14 protein-coding genes are annotated in these 20,241 nt (G+C 70.9%); 5 read left to right on the top strand and 9 right to left on the bottom strand.

Features of this window, described 5'->3' with window-relative positions; translation table 11 throughout:
• Positions 1 to 8 precede the first annotated feature (8 nt).
• Complete coding sequence (locus ACFWPQ_RS43440; protein WP_384048142.1) at positions 9 to 1,595, bottom strand: glycosyltransferase family 39 protein; 1,587 nt, start codon at positions 1,593 to 1,595, stop codon at positions 9 to 11.
• Between the two features lie 367 nt (positions 1,596 to 1,962).
• Here ACFWPQ_RS43440 and ACFWPQ_RS43435 point away from each other — a divergent pair, with 367 nt between their 5' ends.
• Both ACFWPQ_RS43435 and galE read left to right on the top strand, forming a co-directional pair.
• Positions 1,963 to 3,180: a glycosyltransferase 87 family protein gene (locus ACFWPQ_RS43435; protein ID WP_384048226.1), complete on the top strand. Its 1,218-nt coding sequence runs from the start codon at positions 1,963 to 1,965 to the stop codon at positions 3,178 to 3,180.
• Between the two features lie 39 nt (positions 3,181 to 3,219).
• Positions 3,220 to 4,200: a UDP-glucose 4-epimerase GalE gene (gene galE, locus ACFWPQ_RS43430; protein WP_384048139.1), complete on the top strand. Its 981-nt coding sequence runs from the start codon at positions 3,220 to 3,222 to the stop codon at positions 4,198 to 4,200.
• Positions 4,201 to 4,234: 34 nt separating this feature from the next.
• On the opposite strand, the gene ACFWPQ_RS43425 is transcribed toward galE, so the two are convergent.
• From ACFWPQ_RS43425 to ACFWPQ_RS43415, 3 genes are all read right to left on the bottom strand, one after another.
• On the bottom strand, positions 4,235 to 5,161 hold the full coding sequence (locus tag ACFWPQ_RS43425) for an RNA polymerase sigma-70 factor (protein WP_384048137.1): 927 nt from the start codon (positions 5,159 to 5,161) through the stop codon (positions 4,235 to 4,237).
• 87 nt (positions 5,162 to 5,248) lie between these two features.
• Complete coding sequence (locus ACFWPQ_RS43420; protein ID WP_384048134.1) at positions 5,249 to 5,626, bottom strand: DoxX family protein; 378 nt, start codon at positions 5,624 to 5,626, stop codon at positions 5,249 to 5,251.
• A gap of 79 nt (positions 5,627 to 5,705) precedes the next feature.
• Entirely contained in the window at positions 5,706 to 6,332 is a 627-nt protein-coding gene (locus ACFWPQ_RS43415) for a TetR/AcrR family transcriptional regulator (RefSeq protein ID WP_383706698.1), read from the bottom strand.
• Between the two features lie 371 nt (positions 6,333 to 6,703).
• Between ACFWPQ_RS43415 and ACFWPQ_RS43410 the strand changes: the two genes are divergently transcribed.
• Both ACFWPQ_RS43410 and ACFWPQ_RS43405 read left to right on the top strand, forming a co-directional pair.
• Positions 6,704 to 7,621 carry an ABC transporter permease gene (locus ACFWPQ_RS43410; protein WP_384048131.1) on the top strand — a complete coding sequence of 306 codons (918 nt, stop codon included), beginning with the start codon at positions 6,704 to 6,706 and terminating at the stop codon, positions 7,619 to 7,621.
• Positions 7,622 to 7,643: 22 nt separating this feature from the next.
• Positions 7,644 to 8,513, top strand: a complete 870-nt coding sequence (locus ACFWPQ_RS43405; RefSeq protein ID WP_384048223.1) for an ABC transporter ATP-binding protein — start codon at positions 7,644 to 7,646, stop codon at positions 8,511 to 8,513.
• A 12-nt stretch (positions 8,514 to 8,525) separates the two neighbouring features.
• On the opposite strand, the gene ACFWPQ_RS43400 is transcribed toward ACFWPQ_RS43405, so the two are convergent.
• From ACFWPQ_RS43400 to ACFWPQ_RS43385, 4 genes are all read right to left on the bottom strand, one after another.
• Positions 8,526 to 8,993 carry a GtrA family protein gene (locus ACFWPQ_RS43400; RefSeq protein WP_384048129.1) on the bottom strand — a complete coding sequence of 156 codons (468 nt, stop codon included), beginning with the start codon at positions 8,991 to 8,993 and terminating at the stop codon, positions 8,526 to 8,528.
• 174 nt (positions 8,994 to 9,167) lie between these two features.
• A complete protein-coding gene (locus tag ACFWPQ_RS43395; protein ID WP_384048126.1) occupies positions 9,168 to 14,108 on the bottom strand; it encodes an NAD-glutamate dehydrogenase in 4,941 nt (1,646 codons plus the stop codon).
• Between the two features lie 661 nt (positions 14,109 to 14,769).
• A complete protein-coding gene (locus ACFWPQ_RS43390; protein WP_384048123.1) occupies positions 14,770 to 15,435 on the bottom strand; it encodes an HAD family hydrolase in 666 nt (221 codons plus the stop codon).
• A gap of 118 nt (positions 15,436 to 15,553) precedes the next feature.
• Entirely contained in the window at positions 15,554 to 16,069 is a 516-nt protein-coding gene (locus ACFWPQ_RS43385) for a DUF6912 family protein (RefSeq protein ID WP_361288604.1), read from the bottom strand.
• Positions 16,070 to 16,403: 334 nt separating this feature from the next.
• On the opposite strand from ACFWPQ_RS43385, the gene ACFWPQ_RS43380 reads away from it, so the two are divergent.
• Positions 16,404 to 16,865, top strand: a complete 462-nt coding sequence (locus tag ACFWPQ_RS43380) for an Rv3235 family protein (RefSeq protein ID WP_361288607.1) — start codon at positions 16,404 to 16,406, stop codon at positions 16,863 to 16,865.
• Between the two features lie 312 nt (positions 16,866 to 17,177).
• Here the strand turns inward: ACFWPQ_RS43380 and secA are convergent, their stop codons facing one another.
• Positions 17,178 to 20,012, bottom strand: a complete 2,835-nt coding sequence (secA, locus tag ACFWPQ_RS43375) for a preprotein translocase subunit SecA (protein WP_361288611.1) — start codon at positions 20,010 to 20,012, stop codon at positions 17,178 to 17,180.
• Positions 20,013 to 20,241: the final 229 nt, after the last annotated feature.

The raw sequence follows: 20,241 nt of genomic DNA, 5'->3' as shown, positions 1-20,241 counted from the left end.
CGCGCCCCTCAGGGGCGCGGGGCCGTTGTCGATGTGCGGCTGTCGCCGCGCGGGCGCGACCAGCCACCGCCGGCCCGCATCGCGGACTCGGCCGAACCCACCCGAATCGGCCGCACATACAACCTCAACGCAACCCGGTCGATCACCATCTCCTCCCGCAGCACGAACTCCTGGTTCAGCACAGCCCACTTGGCCCGCTCCGTCCCGAGCCGCGGCCGATACCCGCTCACCAGCGCGTACTTCTCCATCACCGCCCACACCTCGTCCACCCCGGCGAGCCGCCGCCGCAGCGTCCCCACCTCCACCTCACGCCCGTACAGCGTGCCCGACGCCGGCCCCGGCTCGGCCAGTGCAACGTCCCTCGTGGACTTGAAGTCGGCGGGATACGCGAGCTCCGCCCCGCGCGCGTGGGCCGGCAGGAACAGCACGGGGTCGCCGGGCCGCAGCACCCGGGCCACGGCCGCCGCGACCCCGCCGAGGTTGTCGGGACGGGTGCCCGGCACCCGGTCCGCCCGCAGCAGCGGGATCTGGTGGGTGAAGGCGAGGAGGACCGCCAGGACCCCGGCCAGGGTGAGCGCGGGCGACCGGGGCGCGGGCGACCGGGGCGCGGTCGCCGTGCCGTGGGACCAGAGCCGGCCGAGCACCCCGGCGACCCGGTCCGCGCCGAGCGCCACCAGCAACGGCCCCCCGGCCAGCGCGTACAGCACGTACCGGTCGACGTAGAGCGGGGTGAGCTGGGAGGCCAGCATCAGCGCCACCGGTGGCAGCACCGCGAGCGGCAGCGCGACCGCCGCGAGGGTCACCTCACCGCGCCGGCCCACCAGCCGCGTCAGCCCGAGCAGCCCGAGCGCCAGGCACGCCCAGTACACCCCGTCGGTCGGTCCGAGGTACTGGCGCAGCAACTCCTGCGCGGTCTCCACGTCCGGCTCCCGCAACCACGCCACCTGGGCCGACTGCCCCCGTGAGACCACGACCATCGGCAGCAGCGACAGCGCCACGCCCCCGGCCGCGCAGCCCCACCCCCGCCACACCCTTCCCGACGAACGGGCCAGCACCAGAGTTCCCGCGTGTGCGAGCAGCAGCAGGACGGCGAACTCGTGCAGCCAGCAGGTGACTCCGAGTACGACGCCGTACCGGCACCAGGCCCGCCGTCCCCCCTCCCGCACCGCCCGGACGAAGAGCAGCGTCGCGCCGGTGGCGCCCGCGGCGACCAGGGCGTACGAGCGGCCCTCCTGCGCGTAGTGGCCGACCAGCGGGGTGACCGCGTACAGCAGCCCGGCCCACAGACCGACGCGCGGCCGGGCCAGACGGCTGCCCAGGGCGGCCACCAGGCCCGCGGTGACGGCCGCCGCGCACACCGAGGGCAGCCGGAGGACGACCTCGCCGGGGTGGCCGGGGTCGGCGGCGAGGACGACGTGCATCAGCAGGTAGTACAGGCCGTGCACCGCGTCCACGTCGTGCAGCAGCCGCCAGATCTGCGGCACCGTGCGCCGCGCGACCTGGTAGGTGACGGCCTCGTCGCGCCACATGCCGCCGCGGTGCAGCCCCCACAACCCGACCGCGAGCATCACCGCGGCCGGGACGGCCAAGGCCACGCCCCGGGCGGCCCCCGGCCACCGGGGCGGACCGCCCAACGGGCGCGGCCGACTCCGTGGAGCCGGCCGGCCGTCTTCTGCTGTTCGCGTCGTTCGCGGATGCGCTTTTACGAGAGGCCCGATAGTCACCACGGCCCGATCTTTTGCGATTAGCCAACCTTTGCCGGGTATTGACGGCGTATCGGCATGGATACACCATCCGCGCGGCTTACGCTCGCGGTTGATGAACCGCCGCTCGTACTTGCCGCTCCCGCGCGTCCCGTTCGCCCCGCCTGTTCGACTCCCGCGGCTCCGCCGCCCGCCCGGCCTCCCGCGTCTCCTCCGCCTCCTCTGTCTCGCCGTCGCCTGGGCCGTCACGCGCGCGTCGATGCTGTGGCTCCTCGCCCACAACAACGAGCGAACCCTGGGCCACGGAGCGGTCGCGCGCGAAGTGTGGCGGCTGTACTTCCACTGGTACGGCGTGCTGTCGCACGGCGCGTTCCCGGCGCACGACACGTTGTGGCAGTACCCGCCGGGCGCCGGCGCGGTACTGCTGGCGCCGGGGCTGGTGCCCGGACCGAGCTACTTCCAGGCGTTCGTGGCGCTCACCCTGGCCACCGACGCGCTGATCACGGCGGCGCTCGCCCGCGCGGGCACGCGTCCCGGCCGGACCCTGCTCGGCGCGGCCCTGTGGACCGGCGGCCTCCCCCTGCTGCTGCACCTCCCGCTCGCCCGCTACGACGTGGAGGTCACCGCCTTCGCCGTGCTCTCCCTGCTGGCGCTGTCGCGCTCCACGCGCGTGTGCGGTGCGCTGGCGGCGCTGGGCGCGCTGGTGAAGGTGTGGCCGGCGCTGGTGCTGCTGGGCCTGGCGCGCGGGCAGCCGACGCGCACGGCGTGGCTGTCCGCGGCCCTGACCGGGACCGTGGCCCTCGCCGCCTTCGTGGTGTCGTTCCGCAACCCGCTGGCCTTTCTGCGTCAGCAGGGCGGCCGGGGTGTGCAGGTCGAGTCGCTCGGCGGGACCGCGCTCAGCCTCGCGCGGCAGGCCGGCTGGCGGGGCACGACCCGCTACCAGTACGGCGCCATGGAACTGGTCGGCCCGCACGTGCACGCGGTCGCGACGGCCTCCCTCGCGCTCACCGCGGCAGCCTTCGCCCTCCTCCTGCTGTGGCGGGTACGGGCCCGGCGCTGGACCCCGGCCACCCCGTACGACGCGGCCCTGAGCGCCGTCCTCCTCTTCACCGTCACCAGCCGGGTGATCAGCCCGCAGTACATGATCTGGCTGCTCGGCCTGGCCGCCGTGTGCCTGACCTCCCGGCACACCACGCAGCGTCCGGTCGCCGCGCTGGTCGTGGCGGCGACCGCGCTCAGTTCCGTCGCCTACCCCGCGTTCTACGCCGAGGTCATCCACTGCACCTGGACCGGCTGCCTGCTGATGCTCGCCCGCAACGGCCTGCTGGCCACCGCCGCCGTGCTCTCCCTCACCCGTCTGTGGCGCGCCTCCCGCCGCCGGGAGAGCACGTCCCGTGTCCACATGGTCACCTCAGGTCAGGTCGGCCGTCCGCAGATGTCCGCGGCACCTGCTTCACTGAGGGGTGACCGCGGCTGACGAACACCACGGGCCAACTGACGGAGGGGACGGCCACACATGACCTGGCTGATCACCGGCGGCGCCGGTTACATCGGGGCGCATGTCGTACGCGCGATGGCGGAGGCGGGCGAGCGGACGGTGGTGTACGACGACCTGTCCACCGGCATCGCCGAGCGCGTGCCCGAGGACGTGCCCCTGGTGACGGGCTCCACCCTCGACGGTGAGAAGGTCGCGCGGGTCCTGGCCGAGCACGAGGTGACCGGGGTCGTGCACCTGGCGGCGAAGAAGCAGGTCGGCGAGTCGGTGGGGCGCCCGCTGCACTACTACCACGAGAACGTCGAAGGCCTGCGCGTCCTGCTGCAGGCGGTGACGGAGGCACGGGTCCCCTCCTTCGTCTTCTCGTCCTCCGCGGCGGTCTACGGCATGCCGGACGTCGACCTGGTGACGGAGGAGACGCCGTGCGCGCCGATGTCGCCGTACGGCGAGACGAAGCTCGCGGGCGAGTGGCTGGTCCGCGCGACGGGCCGGGCCACGGGCCTCGCCACGGCCTCGCTCCGCTACTTCAACGTGGCCGGCGCGGCCCGCCCCGAGCTCGCCGACACGGGCGTCTACAACCTCATCCCGATGGTCTTCGAGAAGCTCACGGAGAACGCGCCGCCGCGCATCTTCGGCGACGACTACGCGACACCGGACGGCACCTGCGTCCGCGACTACATCCACGTGGTGGACCTCGCCGAGGCCCATGTGGCCGCGGCCCGCGCCCTCCAGGCGGAGCCGGGCCGCACGCTGACCCTCAACATCGGGCGCGGCGAGGGCGTCTCGGTCCGCGAGATGATCGACCGCATCAACACGGTCACCGGCTACGACCTCCCCCCGACCGTCGCCCCGCGCCGCCCCGGCGACCCGGCCCGCGTCGTCGCCTCCGCCGACCGCATCACCACCGAACTCGACTGGAAGACCAAGCACGACATCCAGGACATGATCACCTCGGCCTGGGACGGCTGGGTACGCCTGCATCCGGAGGCGGCCCGGGGCTGACGTACGGCCCGGCCACCGGGTAGGTGACCTCCCGTCATGCCCCCGCACTGCGGGCCTGTTTGGCCTCCTCGGCGATGGACCAGGCGTCCGCGACCGGGCCCACGTGGCCGAGTTTGTCGGGGTTGAGGACCAGGCGGACGGCCTGGACGCGGCCGTCGAGGATGTCGAGGGAGAAGGTCTGCAGGACCTTGCCGTCACGGTCGCGGAAGATCGCGCCGGGCTGGCCGTTGACCTCGTGCTGCTCGCAGGTGACGTCGATCCGGAAGAGCAACGGGATGACGGCGGCGAGGAGGCGGGCCACGTTCTGGGCGCCCAGCACCGCGCGGGCCAGCTGCGGTGCCTTGCCGCCGGCGTCGCTGACCAGCGACACGTCGGCGGCGAGCAGTTCCTGGAGGCCGGCCAGGTCGCCTTCGTGGAGGGCCTCGAAGAAGCGTGCGGCCAGTTCGTCGCGTTCCCTGCGGTCCGCCGCGAAACGGGGGCGGCCCTCGGCCATGTGGCGCCGGGCCCGGACCGCCAGCTGGCGGCAGGCGGCCTCCGAGCGGCCCACCGCCGACGCGACCTCGGGGAAGCCGAAGTCGAACACCTCGCGCAGGACGAAGACCGCACGCTCCAGGGGGCTGAGCCGCTCCAGGAGCAGCAGGGCCGCCATCGACACCGAGTCGGCCAGCTCCGCCGACCGCACCGGGTCCTCGTAGGGGTCGGCGAGCAGCGGCTCGGGGAACCACGGGCCGACGTACTCCTCACGCCGGACCCGGGCCGAGCGCAGGACGTCGATCGAGATCCGGGTCACCGCGGCCGACAGGAAGGCCTTCGGCGACCTGACCTCGGTCGGCGAGCCGGCGAAGCGCAGCCAGGCCTCCTGGACCGCGTCCTCGGCCTCGGCGACGCTGCCCAGGATCCGGTACGCGATCGAGAACAGCAGCGGCCGCAGCTCCTGGAACTCCTCGGTCTTGCTCTTCATGTGCGTCTCCCCCTCGTCCCGACCTGTCCGGAACCGTGCCGGTCCCGCTCCGTGCTGCCCTGTCCCGCCCTGTCCCGCCCTGTCCCGTCAGAAGGCGCCCGGGCCGAACCGGCCCGCCGCGACGACCAGCGCCAGCGCGAGATAGACCAGGTTCAGCGCCACGAACGCCCGCTCGCCGCGCCGGCCGTGGGTGATCATCGCGCCGATCATCAGCAGGATCCAGGCGGTGGCGGTCACCGGCACCAGGACCGGGGCGACGCCTGTGACGGCGGGCAGCACCAGGCCCGCCGCGGCCAGGAGTTCGAGGATGCCGAGCGTCCGCACGAAACCGTCGCCGGCGTCACCGGTCCAGCCGCCGCCGTGGGCCGCGGCCAGCTTCTCCCTCGGCACGAACGCCTTGCTGATCCCGCCGGCCAGCGCCACCGCGGCGAGCAGCACGGTGGCGATCCACAGCGCGAGGTTCATCGTCCACTCCTTGATCGGGGATGCCTGCGCCCTCTACGACGAGACGGCCGCGCCGCCTGTGACATCCCCGGCGGAGTGGTTACAGCGCCTTGAGCGCCTCCGTGGTCCCGCGGGCCAGCGCCGCCAGGTACCCCTTCGGCAGCTTCGGGGTGCGGATCACCACCGAGCGCCAGTACAACGGGCCGGAGATCAGGTCCATGGCCAGGTCGTCGTCGAGGCCCTCGGCGAGTTCGCCGCGCCGCTGCGCCGCCTCGATGATCTTGCTGGCGACGCCCTCCTGGCCCTCGCGCAGCGTCTTCTGCATGGCCTCGGCGATGTCGGGGTTGCGGGCCGCCTCGGCCTGGAGGTCGGGGATGATCTGCGAGGCGACCGGATGGCGCAGCGCACGCGAGGTGACCTCGTACAGCAGGCGCAGGTCGCCCTCCAGGGAGCCGGTGTCGGGTACCGGCAGGCCAAGCACGGCGAGGGCCGAGACGACGTCGAGGACCAGGTGCAGCTTGGAGCGCCAGCGGCGGTAGACGGCGGTCTTGCCGACGCCCGCGCGGCGCGCGATGCCCTCGATGGACATCCGGGCATAGCCGACCGCCGCGAGCTCCTCGAAGACGGCGGCCCGGATGGCCTCGGTCACGTCCTCGCGGAGGACGGCCGCCCCGGCGGGGGCTCGTCGGCGCGGACGCGTCTGGGACTCCTCGGCGTTCGTCGTCATGACTCCCAGCATAGGGGCGTAACGACGAAACGGTTGCGTTCCGACGACGCAGCGGCACGGAGCCGCCACCCGAACGCCGCAACGCGGGCCCGCTGAACGCGTCCCAGGTCATCGCCGTACCGAACACGTGCCCGCACCACACCGCAACGAATCGGTCGCGCCCCGACCTCGAAAGTGTTACGGCGCACACCCGCCCGTGACGACGAAACGGTTGCGTTCCGACGCCAACTCGGCCTACGCTCCCGTTGCGACGATACGGTCCCGTCCCGACGTAAGAAAACGTGAAGAGAAGCGTAAGGAAACTTCGGGTGACGGGCCCGGCCCCAGCCGGACGCCGCAGCACCCCCACCCCCCGAGTGAAAGCAGCGGATGTGACCCAGGTTCTCCACACACCGCCCCCGGCCCCGGTCACGGCCGAGGACGACCTCGCGGCGCTCGCCGCCCGGCACGGTCTCTCGGTCAGCGGCGCCCGCCCCACCCTGCCCCAGTACATCCGCCAGCTGTGGGCACGACGGCACTTCATCGTCGCGTTCGCCACCGCCAAGCTCACCGCCCAGTACGCGCAGGCGAAGCTCGGCCAGGTCTGGCAGATCATGACCCCGCTGCTGAACGCCGCGGTGTACTACTTCATCTTCGGCATCCTGCTGGGCACCAAGAGGGGCGTCCCGGACTACATCCCGTTCCTGGTCACGGGCGTGTTCATCTGGACGTTCACGTCGAGCTCGATCATGACCGGCACCCGCGCGATCGCCGGCAACCTCGGTCTCGTCCGTGCCCTGCACTTCCCGCGGGCCGCGCTGCCCATCTCCTTCTGCCTCCAGCAGCTGCAGCAGCTGCTGTTCTCGATGGCCGCCCTGATCGTCATCCTGCTCTGCTTCGGCGTGCCGGTGGCCGCCTCCTGGCTGCTGGCGATCCCGGTGCTGATCCTGCAGTTCACCTTCAACACCGGCATGTCGCTGATCATGGCCCGATGGGGCGCCAAGACCCCGGACATCTCCCAGCTGATGCCGTTCGTGCTGCGCACCTGGATGTACATCTCCGGCGTCATGTGGAGCATCGACCGGCTGACCGGCAACCACAAGGGTCTGCCGAGCTGGGTGGCCCCGGTGCTCAAGGACAACCCGGCCGCCGTCTTCATCGACCTGATGCGCTACTCCCTGATCGACAGCTTCCACTCCAGCCAGCTGCCGCCGCACGTGTGGATCGTCGCGACCGGCTGGGCCCTGGTCGTCGGCGTCGGCGGGTTCATCTACTTCTGGAAGGCTGAGGAGACGTACGGCCGTGGCTGAGAACGTGAGCGACACCCCCAGCATGAGCGACGACATCCCCACCGTGCGCGAGTCCCGCACCGTGAGCGACGTCCCCACCGTCGTCTGCGACAGCGTCGACATCATCTACCGGGTCAACGGCACCGGCGCCGGCCGAGGCTCCGCCACCGCCGCCCTCAACCGCATGCTGCGTGGCAAGAAGAGGGCCGAGAACGCGGCCGGCGTCCGAAAGGTGCACGCCGTCAGGAACGTCTCGTTCGTCGCCTACAAGGGCGAGGCGATCGGTCTGATCGGCACCAACGGCTCCGGCAAGTCGACCCTCCTGAAGGCGGTCGCCGGCCTGCTGCCCGTGGAGAACGGCGCCATCTACACCGACGGCCAGCCCTCCCTCCTCGGCGTCAACGCGGCCCTGATGGGCGACCTGACCGGCGAGAAGAACGTCTACCTCGGCGGCCTCGCCATGGGCATGTCCCGCGAGGAGGTCAAGGAGCGCTACCAGGACATCGTCGACTTCTCCGGCATCAACGAGAAGGGCGACTTCATCACCCTCCCGATGCGCACCTACTCCTCCGGCATGGGCGCCCGGCTCCGCTTCTCCATCGCCGCCGCCAAGGACCACGACGTCCTGCTCATCGACGAGGCGCTGGCCACCGGTGACGCGAAGTTCCGGATCCGGTCCGAGGAGCGCATCCGCGAACTGCGCCAGCGCGCGGGCACGGTGTTCCTGGTCAGCCACAGCAACAAGTCCATCCGCGACACCTGCGAGCGGGTGCTGTGGCTGGAGCGCGGTGTGCTGCGCATGGACGGGCCGACCGAGGAGGTCCTCACGGAGTACGAGGCCTTCACCGGCGACAAGTCCGACAAGGCGAAGCCCAAGCCGAAGCCCAAGCCTAAGGTCACCCAGCCTTCCTGAAGCAGGCCCTGTCTACGACCGCGAGCCGCGCCGTTGCCGAACGGCGCGGCTCGCGTCCGTCTGGAACACCCAGGTCCGGTAGACGAGGAAGCGGAAGGCGGAGGCGAGCACGATCGACAGGGCCTTCACGATGTTGGATTCCAGCGGCCCGGCGAGACCGAGACCGTGATAGCCGGCATAGAACAGACCGCTTTCCAGCACGACACCCACCCCGCTGAACACGAAGAAAAGTGCGATCTGCTGTCGTGTGCGCGAGGCCCGGTCCCGATAGGCGAAAAACCGGAAGCCCACGTAATTGGTCGCCATCGCCAGGCAGCTGGCCACCACCGTCGCGGCCATGGCCTGCCAACGCAGGCCGTGCAGCAGCAGGTTGAAGACCAGGAAATTGACGAGGACACCGCTGCCGCCGACGACCCCGAATTTCACGACCTCAAGGACGACCTGCGGGACCGGCCGCCCCACCGTGAGTTGCACTGTCACACGGCAGACCATATCCGAGATGCCCGGATTAGCAGGAAACGGTAAATTAGCCGCCCATTCCCCCCTAAACATCGGCAAGAATCAGCACGGGTAAGAAAGAAAGCGCCCCGAGCCGTCACCGGCTCGGGGCGCATTTCATGTCGTACTACTGCTGTGTACGGACCCTTCGTACGACTACGAGTGCGTGCGCAGCAGCGTCCGCATCGTCCGCATGGCCACCGAAAGGTTGGCCAGGTCGAAGGAGTCCGAGCTGCGGATCTCCTCCAGGGTGGTCCGGGCCCGGCCCAGGATCGCGCTGTTGTTCTGCTCCCAGGCCTCGTAGCGCTGCTCGGGCGTCGACGTGCCGTTGCCCGCGGCGAGCACGTCGGCGGTGAGCAGCGCGTGGGCCGCGTACAGGTCCTCGCGGATGGAGGCGCGGGCCATCGACTGCCAGCGGTCGGCGCGCGGGAGCTCGATGATGCGGTCCATCAGCTGGGTGACGCCGAGCCGGTCGGCGAGGTCGTAGTAGACCTCGGCGACGTCCAGCGGCTCCTTGCCCGTGCGGTCGGCCACCGAGACGATGTCCAGCGCCGGGAAGGCGGAGGAGAAGCCGGCCACGCGGGTCGCGACCTCGGCCGGCACACCGGCGCCGGACAGCTCGTCGTACACGTGCTGGTACCACTCCAGGTCCGCGCCGCGCAGCAGCTTCGGCAGCTGCTGCCAGACCTGCTCGACCCGCTCGGAGAAGAAGTCGACGGTCTCCAGGAGCTGGAGCGGCTGCGGCCGGTTGTTGAGCAGCCAGCGGGTGCCGCGCTCCACCAGGCGGCGGGAGTGCAGCCGGATCCGGGTCTGAACGGCCGCGTCGACCTTGTTGTCCAGTTCCTCGACCGCGTCCCACACCGCGGCCGAGCGGAAGATCGCGCGGGCCGCGGTCTGCGCCCGGACGATCTCCTCCAGGGAGGCCCCGGTCTCCTCGCGCAGCCGGTGCAGGTAGGTCGTACCACCGGTGTTGACCGTGTCGTTGACCAGGACCGTGGTGGTGATCTCGCGGCGCAGCGGGTGGGTGGCGAGCGCGGCGGCGAACCGCTCGCGCAGGGCCGTCGGGAAGTACGCGTGCAGCAGGCTGCTCAGGTACGGGTCGTCCGGCAGCGTGGTCGCCAGCAGTTCGTCGGCGACCGTGATCTTCGTGTACGCCATCAGGACGGCCGTCTCCGGGCCGGTCAGGCCCTGGCCGGTGCCGATGCGCTCGCGGATCTGGCGGTCCGTGGGCAGGAACTCCAGGGCCCGGTCGAGGTGGCCTTCCCTGACCAGGTGGCGCAGGAAGCGCTGCTGGGCGTGGAGCATGTCCCCGGACTGGGCGAGCGCGTTGGCGATCGCCACGTTCTGCGCGTAGTTGTTGCGCAGCACCAGGGCACCGACCTCGTCGGTCATCTCGGCGAGCAGCTTGTTGCGCTGCTTGACCGTCATGTCGCCGTCCGCGACCGCGCCGTTGAGCAGGATCTTGATGTTCACCTCGTGGTCGGAGGTGTCCACGCCGGCGCTGTTGTCGATGGCATCGGTGTTGATCTTGCCGCCCTGGCGGGCGAACTCGATCCGGCCGAGCTGGGTCAGGCCCAGGTTGCCGCCCTCGCCGACGACCTTGACGCGCAGATCGGCGCCGTCGACGCGGATGGCGTCGTTGGCCTTGTCGCCGACGTCCGCGTTGGACTCGGTCGACGCCTTGACGTAGGTGCCGATGCCGCCGTTCCACAGCAGGTCGACCGGCGCCCCGAGGATCGCCTTCATCAGGTCGGCCGGGGTCAGCTTGGCGACCTTCTCCTCGATGCCGAGGGCCTCGCGGATGTGGCCGTTGACCGGGATGGCCTTGGCGCTGCGCGGGAAGATCCCGCCGCCCTGCGAGAGCAGGTCGGTGTCGTAGTCGCCCCAGCTGGAGCGGGGCAGGTCGAACAGGCGGCGGCGCTCGGCGTAGCCGGTGGCCGCGTCCGGGTTCGGGTCGATGAAGATGTGCCGGTGGTCGAAGGCGGCGACCAGGCGGATGTGCTCGCTGAGCAGCATGCCGTTGCCGAACACGTCACCGGACATGTCACCGATGCCGACGACCGTGAAGTCCTCGGTCTGGGTGTCGGTGCCCAGCTCCCGGAAGTGCCGCTTCACGGACTCCCAGGCGCCGCGCGCGGTGATGCCCATGCCCTTGTGGTCGTAGCCGGCGCTGCCGCCGGAGGCGAAGGCGTCGCCGAGCCAGAAGTTGTAGCTGCCGGCGACCTCGTTGGCGATGTCGGAGAACGTCGCCGTGCCCTTGTCGGCCGCGACCACCAGGTAGGTGTCGTCCTCGTCGTGCCGGACCACGTCCTGCGGGGGCACGACCTCGCCGGCCACCATGTTGTCGGTGATGTCGAGCAGGGCCGAGATGAACGTCTTGTAGCTGGCGATGCCCTCGGCCAGCCACGCGTCCCGGTCCACGCCCGGGTCGGGCAGCTGCTTGGCGACGAAGCCGCCCTTGGCGCCGACCGGCACGATGACGGTGTTCTTCACCATCTGCGCCTTGACCAGGCCGAGGATCTCGGTACGGAAGTCCTCACGCCGGTCGGACCAGCGCAGACCGCCGCGCGCGACCTTGCCGAAGCGCAGGTGCACGCCCTCGACACGCGGCGAGTACACCCAGATCTCGAACGCCGGGCGGGGCGCCGGGAGGTCGGGGATGGCCTGCGGGTCGAACTTCATGGAGACGTAGGAGTGCGGCTTGCCGTCGACCGTCTCCTGGAAGAAGTTGGTGCGCAGCGTCGCCTTGATGACGGTCAGGAAGGAACGCAGGATGCGGTCCTCGTCGAGGCTCGCCACCTGGTCCAGCGCCGCGTCCAGCTCCTCGAGGAGGGCGTCGGTGATCTCCAGGCCGGCCTTCTGCCGGTCCGGCGACATCCGCGCCTCGAAGAGGGAGACGAGCAGCCGGGTGGTGTGGACGTTGTTGCGGAGCGTGGTCTCCATGTAGTCCTGGGAGAACGTGGACGCGGCCTGCCGCAGGTACTTGGCGTAGGCCCGCAGCACCATCGCCTGCCGCCAGCTCAGCCCGGCGCTCAGCACCAGCGCGTTGAAGCCGTCGTTCTCCGCGAGACCGGTCCAGGTCGCGGAGAACGCGTCCTGGAAACGCTCACGGCCGTCGTCGCCCAGGTAGTCGCCGTTGCCGCCGCCGGCCACCTTCGGCATGCGCAGCCCGAAGTCGTAGATCCACGCGGTCGTCCGGTCCGCGCAGCGCAGCTCGTACGGCCGCTCGTCGATCACCTCGACGCCCAGCCGGTTCAGGACCGGCAGCACGGCCGACAGGGAGATCGCCGCGCCCTTGCGGTAGATCTTGAAACGGCGCTCGCCGGGGGCGGCGCCCACCGGCTCGTAGAGGCTGAGCGCGAAGTCGTTGCCCGGCTCCTCGGTGAGCCGCTCCAGGTGGACCAGGTCGGCGACCGCCGCGCGCGGGGTGTGGTCGGCCTTGTAGCCCTCGGGGAAGGAGTTCGTGTAGCGGCGCTGCAGCTCGGCAGCGCGCTCCTCGCCGCACTCGGCGTTGAGCGCCTCGGCGAAACCGTCGGCCCAGGAGCGGGCCGCCTCGACCAGCCGGGCCTCGATGCGGTCCTTGTCGGCCTCGGACAGCTCGGGCAGCTCGGTGCCCTGCGGGACGCGGACGACGAAGTGCAGCCGGGAGAGGATCGACTCGGTGTTCCAGGCGGTGAAGTCGACGCTGGTGCCGCCGAGCTCCTCCTTCAGGATGTCGATGATCCGCAGCCGGACGCCGGTGGTGTAGCGGTCGCGCGGGAGGTAGACGAGGGCCGAGTAGTAACGGCCGTACTCGTCCTGGCGCAGGTACAGCCGCAGCCGGCGGCGCTCCTGGAGGTAGAGCACGCTCGTGACGATCGACTCCAGCTCCGGGACCGGGGTCTGGAACATGTCGTCGCGCGGGTACGTCTCCATGATCTGCATCAGGTCGCGGCCGTCGTGGCTGTTGGGCGAGAAGCCCGCCCGCTCCAGCACCGCGTCGACCTTGCGGCGGATGACCGGCACCCGGCGCACCGACTCGGTGTAGGCGGCGGAGGAGAACAGGCCCAGGAAGCGCCGCTCACCCACCACGTTGCCGGCCGCGTCGAACTTCTTGACGCCGACGTAGTCCAGGTACGACGGCCGGTGCACGGTGGCCCGGCTGTTCGCCTTGGTCAGGACGAGGAGCTTGTGCTCACGGGCCTTGGCGCGCGCGTCGGCCGGGAGCCGCTCGAAGGACGGGCTGACCGGGTGGCCCTCCTCGCCTGCGTGCTGCGGGTCGGAGCGCAGGATGCCGAGACCGGTGCCGGGCACGGCCGCCAGCGAGTCGTCCTCGCGCAGCTCGTACTCGCGGAAGCCCAGGAAGGTGAAGTGGTCGGCGGCGAGCCAGCGCAGCAGCTCGCGGGCCTCCTCGACCTCGGCGCGCGGCAGGTCGGCGGGGACCGGCTCCTCGCCGAGCTGCTCGGCGACGCGGACGGCGCCCTCCCGCATCTTCTCCCAGTCCTCGACGGCCTCCCGGACGTCGGAGAGGACGCGCAGCAGGTCGGCGGTGATCTGCTTGAGGTCGGAGCGGTCGGTCTCGCGGTCGATCTCGACGTGGATCCAGGACTCGACGTGCGTGTCGTGCGGCAGTTCCTCGTCGTCGGACGGCGAGGTGGGCAGCACCTCGATCAGCTTGCCGGTGAGATCACGGCGGACGACGAACTGGGGGTGGATGACGACGTGGATCCCGCGCCCCTGCCGGGTCAGCTCATTGGTGACCGAGTCCACGAGGAAGGGCATGTCGTCGGTGACGACCTCCACCACGGTGTGGCTGCAGGTCCACCCGTTCTCCTCGACGGTCGGGGTGTGCACCCGGACGTTCGCGGTGCCCTGCGGGCGGGTCTCGGCGAGACGGTAGTGCGAGACGGCGGCGCCGAAGACGTCGACCGGGTCGCGGTCGGCGAGGTCCTCCGGTGCGGTGTGCAGGTAGTAGCGCTGGAGGAACGCGAAGACGGACTCCTGGTCCACCTCTCCCGTCGTCCCAGTCGGTAGGTGCCCCCCGGCCGGGCTGTTCTCAGCTACCCGGGCGGCCCGATCGAGCAGCTCGGCCTTGGCTTCGTCCAGCTTGGTCTGCATTGTCCTCTGGCTCCTGTCGCGCGCCATTGCGTGACGTAGAAGGAAGTACGGGCTCTTCCCCCTGCGGCTCGACGCCACGGCCGGGTTCTCCGGTCTGCTCCGACGCTATGCCGCAAGGTGAGACGAGCGGGGGGTATTGAGCCATATTTGAGCTGCTCGGCAGGTGTGATGCTGCTCTCGGCAGCGCTCCTGCCTGGGCCGCCTTCGGCGCCCTCCGCCCGGGAAGACCAGCGACCGCCGCCCGGTCACGGAGGTGCTCCGTGCAAACCGGGCGCAGGGCAGGGGCACCGAGGCCCCCGCGAACTATCGCGCTGATCACGCCACCAAGGCTATCGCTCCCCACCGGGGGGTCGTCATGAGCCGTATGTGTACAAAACAAGGGGTGGAACTTTGACGTTCTGCACAGGGTGCTGCGCAGGCTTGGCCGACGTATGGGCTGGCGGTGGCTGAGAGTGAGTGGTGATGCGCGGGTGGGTGGGGGCTGGCCGCGCAGTTCCCCGCGCCCCTTACGGGGCGCTTCACAGCTACCCAGCTGCGGGCAGGCGTGCCGCAGGGCGGCACGGGTGGGCGCTGGGGGTCCCCCCGGCCGAAGGCTGGGGGAGGCACCCGGCCAGCGCCGGTAAGCGAACCCACCCCCCGGCCCCAGCCCACCGGCACCGGCTCACGCCACCAGCCGCTCCGCCTCCTCGACCGCCTCCGCCAGCGAGTCCACGACCGGCACCCCGACCTCCTCCAGGCTCGCCCTCCCGTGCGACCCCCCGGTGTACAGCACCGCCTTCGCCCCCACCGCCCGCGCCGCCACCGCGTCGTCCGCCGCGTCCCCGATCACCACGGTCCGCCCGGGCTCCACATCCGCCAGCCGGCGCAGATGCCGCACCATGTGCTCGGCCTTGCTGCCCCCCGACGGCCCGATCCGCCCCTCCACCCGGAGGAAGTGCGGCTCGATCCCGAAGCCCCGCACCAGCGGAACCAGTTCGTCATGCGCGTACATGCTCAGCAGTGACTGGCTGCGCCCCGCCGAACGCCACCCGGCCAGCAGCTCCATCGCCCCGTCGGTCAGCGCGCAGCGGCCGCGGTGCTCGGCGTAGTACCGGTGGAAGATCTCGTCCATGACCTCCCACTCGGCCTCCGTCGGGAACCGTCCCATCAGCCGCTGGTAGAACTTCGGCACGGGCACGCAGTACAGCGCCCGGTACTGCTCCAGCGTTATCGGTGCCAGGCCCAGCTCTGCCGAGGCCGCGTTCGTCGCCCCGATGATCGCGTCGTTGTCGTGGAACAGCGTCCCGTTCCAGTCCCAGACGATGTGTGCGCTTCCGTGCTTCCCCATGCCAAAAACGCTACCCGCCGCCACTGACAGTCAAGACCTCCGGCACATCACCGCAGGTCACAGAGGTCCGGCCGGTCCCCGCAGGCCCCGCCGACCCCGGCGGCCCCGTCGGCCCCGCTCAGCCGCCGAACTCCACCAGGCTCGGGATCTCCTGCGTCGCGTACCAGAGCAGTTCGTGGTCCTCGGCCCCGTCCACGACGAACTGCGCGTCGTCGTCCCCGCCGTCCGCCGCCTTGAGGGCCCCGGCCGCCGCCGTCACGTCCTCCTCCGCGTCGTCGGAGTCGACGTGCACCGAGGCCGCCCTGGCCAGCGCCACCGTCCCGGTGACCCGGACCTCGCCCAGCGCCGCCGGGTCGAGCCCGCGGTCCGGGTCGGCCGCCGCCGTACCGTCGGGGACGTCCACGGCGACCACGACCCGGCGGCGCATCGCCCCGGAGTCGGCGGCGAGCAGCCGCAGGGAGGCCAGCGCGGCCCGGTTGAGGGCGGCGTACTCCAGTTCCTCTATGTCGTCGGAGAGGTACCACTCGCGCAGCGCGGGCGTGACGGCGTAGGCGAGGAAAGGACCGGTCCCCAGCTCGCCCGTCCTGTGCGCCTCGGCAAGCCCGGGGAGGGTCAGGGGGACGTAGACGCGCATGACTGGCCGCTCTCTTCCGGGACTCTTCGACTGCTCGACTCTGCGCCTCCCGAAGGTTCTGGTGCCTCCCGGAGGGCCTACAGGATACGTGCGGGCGTCCCCTTTCGGGTCCCGGGCGGTGACGTCGGGGGCGTCCACCCGGCGCCTCGCGATTCACCCGGTACCGCCGCCCGGCCACGGGGTTTCCCGCGCCCTCGACCACTCGGATAGGTGAACATTCCCGGCCTCCCGACACGGACCACCGCCGCCTTGCTGTCGCCGACCCGGCCCGTACAAGATCCGTAACCGAAAGTTACCGCCCGGTACCCGCCGGGCCCGCCGAACGGGGATCCCCATGAACAAGGTCATGACCAGGACCGCCCAGCTCCGCCCGGGCACCCGGCCGCCCGGCCGCCGCGACTCCCGGCGCCCCGGCGCCCCCTCCTCCCGTCGGCCGCTCACGCCCCCGGCGGCCCCGCCGAGCCCCCGCCCCACCGACCTCTTCGCGGAGCGTCTGCTGGCCGTCCTGAGCGGCCGCCGCCCCGTCCACTGGATGCTCCGGCACACCGCAGGACATGCCTACGACGACCTGGCCCGGCTCGCCGACCGCGGCCCCCTGCGCACTCGCGGCACCGACCCCGTCATCCGCGACATCGGCTACTACGTACCGCGCGCCGGCGCCCTGGAGGTCTTCGCCCGCATCGCCGCGGGCGACCGGCTGCGCGCGATGGCCTTCCGCCTCGAACAGGGCGCGGACCTGCGCTGGCGCTGCACGGCAGTGGAGATGGGCGGCCCACGCGCGCCGCACGACACCTGACGGCCGAGCGGAGGGCCAGAGGGCCCGGGCCCCGGTCCGGGATCCGGGGCCAGAGGGCTGAGGCCCGAGCCCCGAGAACCACGGCCCGCGCCCCGAGATCCGCGATCCGCGATCCGTGGCCGAGACCGGACGCCCGACGCCCGACGCCCGACGTTCGACGCCCGTGATCCGAGGCCGGAGACCCGACGCTCATGGGCCGGGTTCCGAGGCCCGAAGCCTGAAGTTCGAGCCGCGCAGGTGCCCGCCCGCCCCACGCCGAAGGGCCGGCCTCCCTCTCGGGTGACCGGCCCTCGCGTAGCGCTGATGCTGGGGTTACTTCCTCCGGCGGCGGATGCCCTTCGCCTGCTTGCGGCGCTCGGCGCGGGTCAGGCCGTCGGCCTCGGAGCGGGCCGGCTCCTCGTCGTCGTAGTCGAAGTCGCCCTCGACGATGCCGCCCTCGCCGTCCACGGTGGCCGCGGAGAAGTGCATGCCCCGCCGCTGCGGTGCCTCCAGGCCCTTGGCGCGGATCTCGGGACGGGAACCCGCCTGGGCCGGAACCGCGTCCTGGACGCCCTCCGCGGCCTCGACCGGGACCTCCTCGACCTGCTGCTCGACCTGGACCTCCAGGTTGAACAGGTAGCCGACGGACTCCTCCTTGATGCCGTCCATCATCGCGGTGAACATGTCGAAGCCCTCGCGCTGGTACTCGACCAGCGGGTCCTTCTGGGCCATCGCGCGCAGGCCGATGCCCTCCTGGAGGTAGTCCATCTCGTAAAGGTGCTCGCGCCACTTGCGGTCCAGGACGGACAGCACGACCCGGCGCTCCAGCTCACGCATGATCTCGGAGCCGAGCTGCGTCTCGCGCGACTCGTACTGCTCGTGGATGTCGTCCTTGATGGACTCGGAGATGTACTCGGCGGTCAGGCCCGCACGGTCGCCGGCCGCCTCCTCCAACTCGTCGACGGTGACCTTCACCGGGTAGAGCTGCTTGAAGGCTCCCCACAGGCGGTCGAGGTCCCAGTCCTCCGGGAAGCCCTCGGCGGTCTCCGCGCCGACGTACGCGTCGATCGTGTCGTCCGTGAAGTGCTGGATCTGCTCCTGCAGGTCCTCGCCCTCCAGGACGCGGCGGCGCTCGCCGTAGATGACCTCGCGCTGCCGGTTCAGCACCTCGTCGTACTTGAGGACGTTCTTACGGGTCTCGAAGTTCTGCTGCTCGACCTGCGACTGCGCGGACGCGATCGCGCGGGTGACCATCTTGTTCTCGATCGGCACATCGTCCGGCACGTTCGCCATGGACATCACGCGCTCGACCATCTGGGCCTTGAACAGGCGCATCAGGTCGTCGCCGAGGGAGAGGTAGAAGCGGGACTCGCCGGGGTCGCCCTGACGGCCGGAACGGCCGCGCAGCTGGTTGTCGATGCGGCGCGACTCGTGCCGCTCGGTGCCGAGGACGTAGAGGCCGCCGAGCTCCTTGACCTCGTCGAACTCGGCCTTGACGGCCCGCTCGGCCTTCTCCAGAGCCGCGGGCAGCGCGGCCGCCCACTCCTCGATGTGCTCCTCGGGGTCGAGGCCGCGCTGGCGCAGCTCCGCCTCGGCGAGGTCCTCGGGGTTGCCGCCGAGCTTGATGTCGGTACCACGGCCGGCCATGTTGGTGGCCACCGTCACAGCACCCTTGCGGCCGGCCTGGGCGACGATCGACGCCTCACGCTCGTGGTGCTTCGCGTTGAGCACCTCGTGCTGGATGCCGCGCTTGGAGAGCTGCTGCGAGAGGTACTCCGACTTCTCGACGGAGGTCGTGCCGACCAGGATCGGCTGGCCCTTCTCGTGCTTCTCCGCGATGTCGTCGACGACCGCCTCGAACTTGGCGACCTCGGTGCGGTAGATCAGGTCCGACTGGTCCTTGCGGACCATCGGCCTGTTCGTCGGGATCGGGACCACGCCGAGCTTGTAGATCTGGTGGAACTCGGCGGCCTCGGTCATGGCCGTACCGGTCATGCCGGACAGGCCCGGCTGTTCCTTGTCGTCGTGGTCGTGACGCTTGTAGAGGCGGAAGAAGTTCTGGAGGGTGATCGTGGCGAGGGTCTGGTTCTCGTCCTTGATGTCCACCCCTTCCTTCGCCTCGATCGCCTGGTGCATGCCCTCGTTGTAGCGGCGGCCGGCGAGGATACGGCCGGTGTGCTCGTCGACGATCATGACCTCGCCGTCCATGACGACGTAGTCCTTGTCCTTCTTGAAGAGCTCCTTCGCCTTGATGGCGTTGTTCAGGTAGCCCACCAGAGGCGTGTTCACCGACTCGTAGAGGTTGTCGATGCCCAGCCAGTCCTCGACCTTGGAGACACCGGACTCGTGGATGGCGACCGTGCGCTTCTTCTCGTCGACCTCGTAGTCGCCGGTCTCCTCGATGCCCTTGAGCGGGTTGCCGGCCTCGCCCTTCTTCAGGCGCAGGACCAGCTTGGCGAAGTCGCCGTACCACTTGGTGGCCTGGTCGGCCGGACCGGAGATGATCAGCGGCGTACGGGCCTCGTCGACCAGGATGGAGTCGACCTCGTCGACGATCGCGAAGTTGTGGCCGCGCTGGACGAGCTCGTCCTGCGCCCACGCCATGTTGTCGCGCAGGTAGTCGAAGCCGAACTCGTTGTTCGTGCCGTACGTGATGTCGCACGCGTACTGCTCGCGGCGCTGGGCCGGCGTCATGTTGGCGAGGATGCAGCCGACGGTGAGGCCCAGGAACTTGTGGACGCGGCCCATCATCTCGGAGTCGCGCTCGGCCAGGTAGTCGTTGACCGTGATGAGGTGGACGCCCTTGCCCGACAGTGCGTTGAGGTACGCGGGCAGGGTGCCGACGAGGGTCTTGCCCTCACCGGTCTTCATCTCGGCCACGTAGCCGAGGTGGAGGGCCGCGCCACCCATGATCTGCACGTCGTAGTGACGCTGGCCGAGGGCGCGCTTGGCTGCCTCGCGGACGGTCGCGAACGCCTCGGGAAGCAGGTCGTCGAGGCTCTCGCCGTCGGCGTAGCGCTGCTTGTACTCATCGGTGAGGGCCCGCAGCTCGGCGTCGGAGAGGTCGACGAAGTCCTCTTCGATGGAGTTGACCTGGTCCGCGATGCGGTGCAGCTTGCGCAGGATCTTGCCTTCGCCTGCACGCATGATCTTCGAGAGGACGGACACGGGGCTTTGTCTCCTTGCCGGTCGGGCCTGGGAGGGTCGGTTTCCATTTGACGTACTGAGCAACGGCCATCGTATGCGAGGACCCGGCCACGTCGGGAGGCCCGGGCGGCCCAACGGCCCTCCGTCGCTTTCCCGAGGGCCCCGTGAGCCCGCTTCGTGTCACTGTTCCAGGGGACTGATGGGTGGTGCCGGGCGGTGTCGCGGGTTTTGCCGCTTCATTAGGGACAAC

It is taken from the genome of Streptomyces sp. NPDC058464, assembly GCF_042721035.1.
In the GTDB taxonomy this organism is placed as follows: Bacteria; Actinomycetota; Actinomycetes; order Streptomycetales; family Streptomycetaceae; genus Streptomyces.
Note: the sequence above shows the minus strand (reverse complement) of the source record. Positions and strands in the feature narration are given on the sequence as shown.

Bases quoted from the DNA above. Each gene is read 5' to 3' on its own strand.
- ACFWPQ_RS43390 (WP_384048123.1), bottom strand. From the start codon at position 15,435: ATGGGGAAGCACGGAAGCGCACACATCGTCTGGGACTGGAACGGGACG.
- ACFWPQ_RS43425 (WP_384048137.1), bottom strand. From the start codon at position 5,161: ATGAAGAGCAAGACCGAGGAGTTCCAGGAGCTGCGGCCGCTGCTGTTC.
- ACFWPQ_RS43380 (WP_361288607.1), top strand. From the start codon at position 16,404: ATGAACAAGGTCATGACCAGGACCGCCCAGCTCCGCCCGGGCACCCGG.
- ACFWPQ_RS43405 (WP_384048223.1), top strand. From the start codon at position 7,644: ATGAGCGACGACATCCCCACCGTGCGCGAGTCCCGCACCGTGAGCGAC.
- ACFWPQ_RS43395 (WP_384048126.1), bottom strand. From the start codon at position 14,108: ATGCAGACCAAGCTGGACGAAGCCAAGGCCGAGCTGCTCGATCGGGCC.
- galE (WP_384048139.1), top strand. From the start codon at position 3,220: ATGACCTGGCTGATCACCGGCGGCGCCGGTTACATCGGGGCGCATGTC.
- ACFWPQ_RS43435 (WP_384048226.1), top strand. From the start codon at position 1,963: ATGCTGTGGCTCCTCGCCCACAACAACGAGCGAACCCTGGGCCACGGA.
- ACFWPQ_RS43385 (WP_361288604.1), bottom strand. From the start codon at position 16,069: ATGCGCGTCTACGTCCCCCTGACCCTCCCCGGGCTTGCCGAGGCGCAC.
- ACFWPQ_RS43420 (WP_384048134.1), bottom strand. From the start codon at position 5,626: ATGAACCTCGCGCTGTGGATCGCCACCGTGCTGCTCGCCGCGGTGGCG.
- ACFWPQ_RS43415 (WP_383706698.1), bottom strand. From the start codon at position 6,332: ATGACGACGAACGCCGAGGAGTCCCAGACGCGTCCGCGCCGACGAGCC.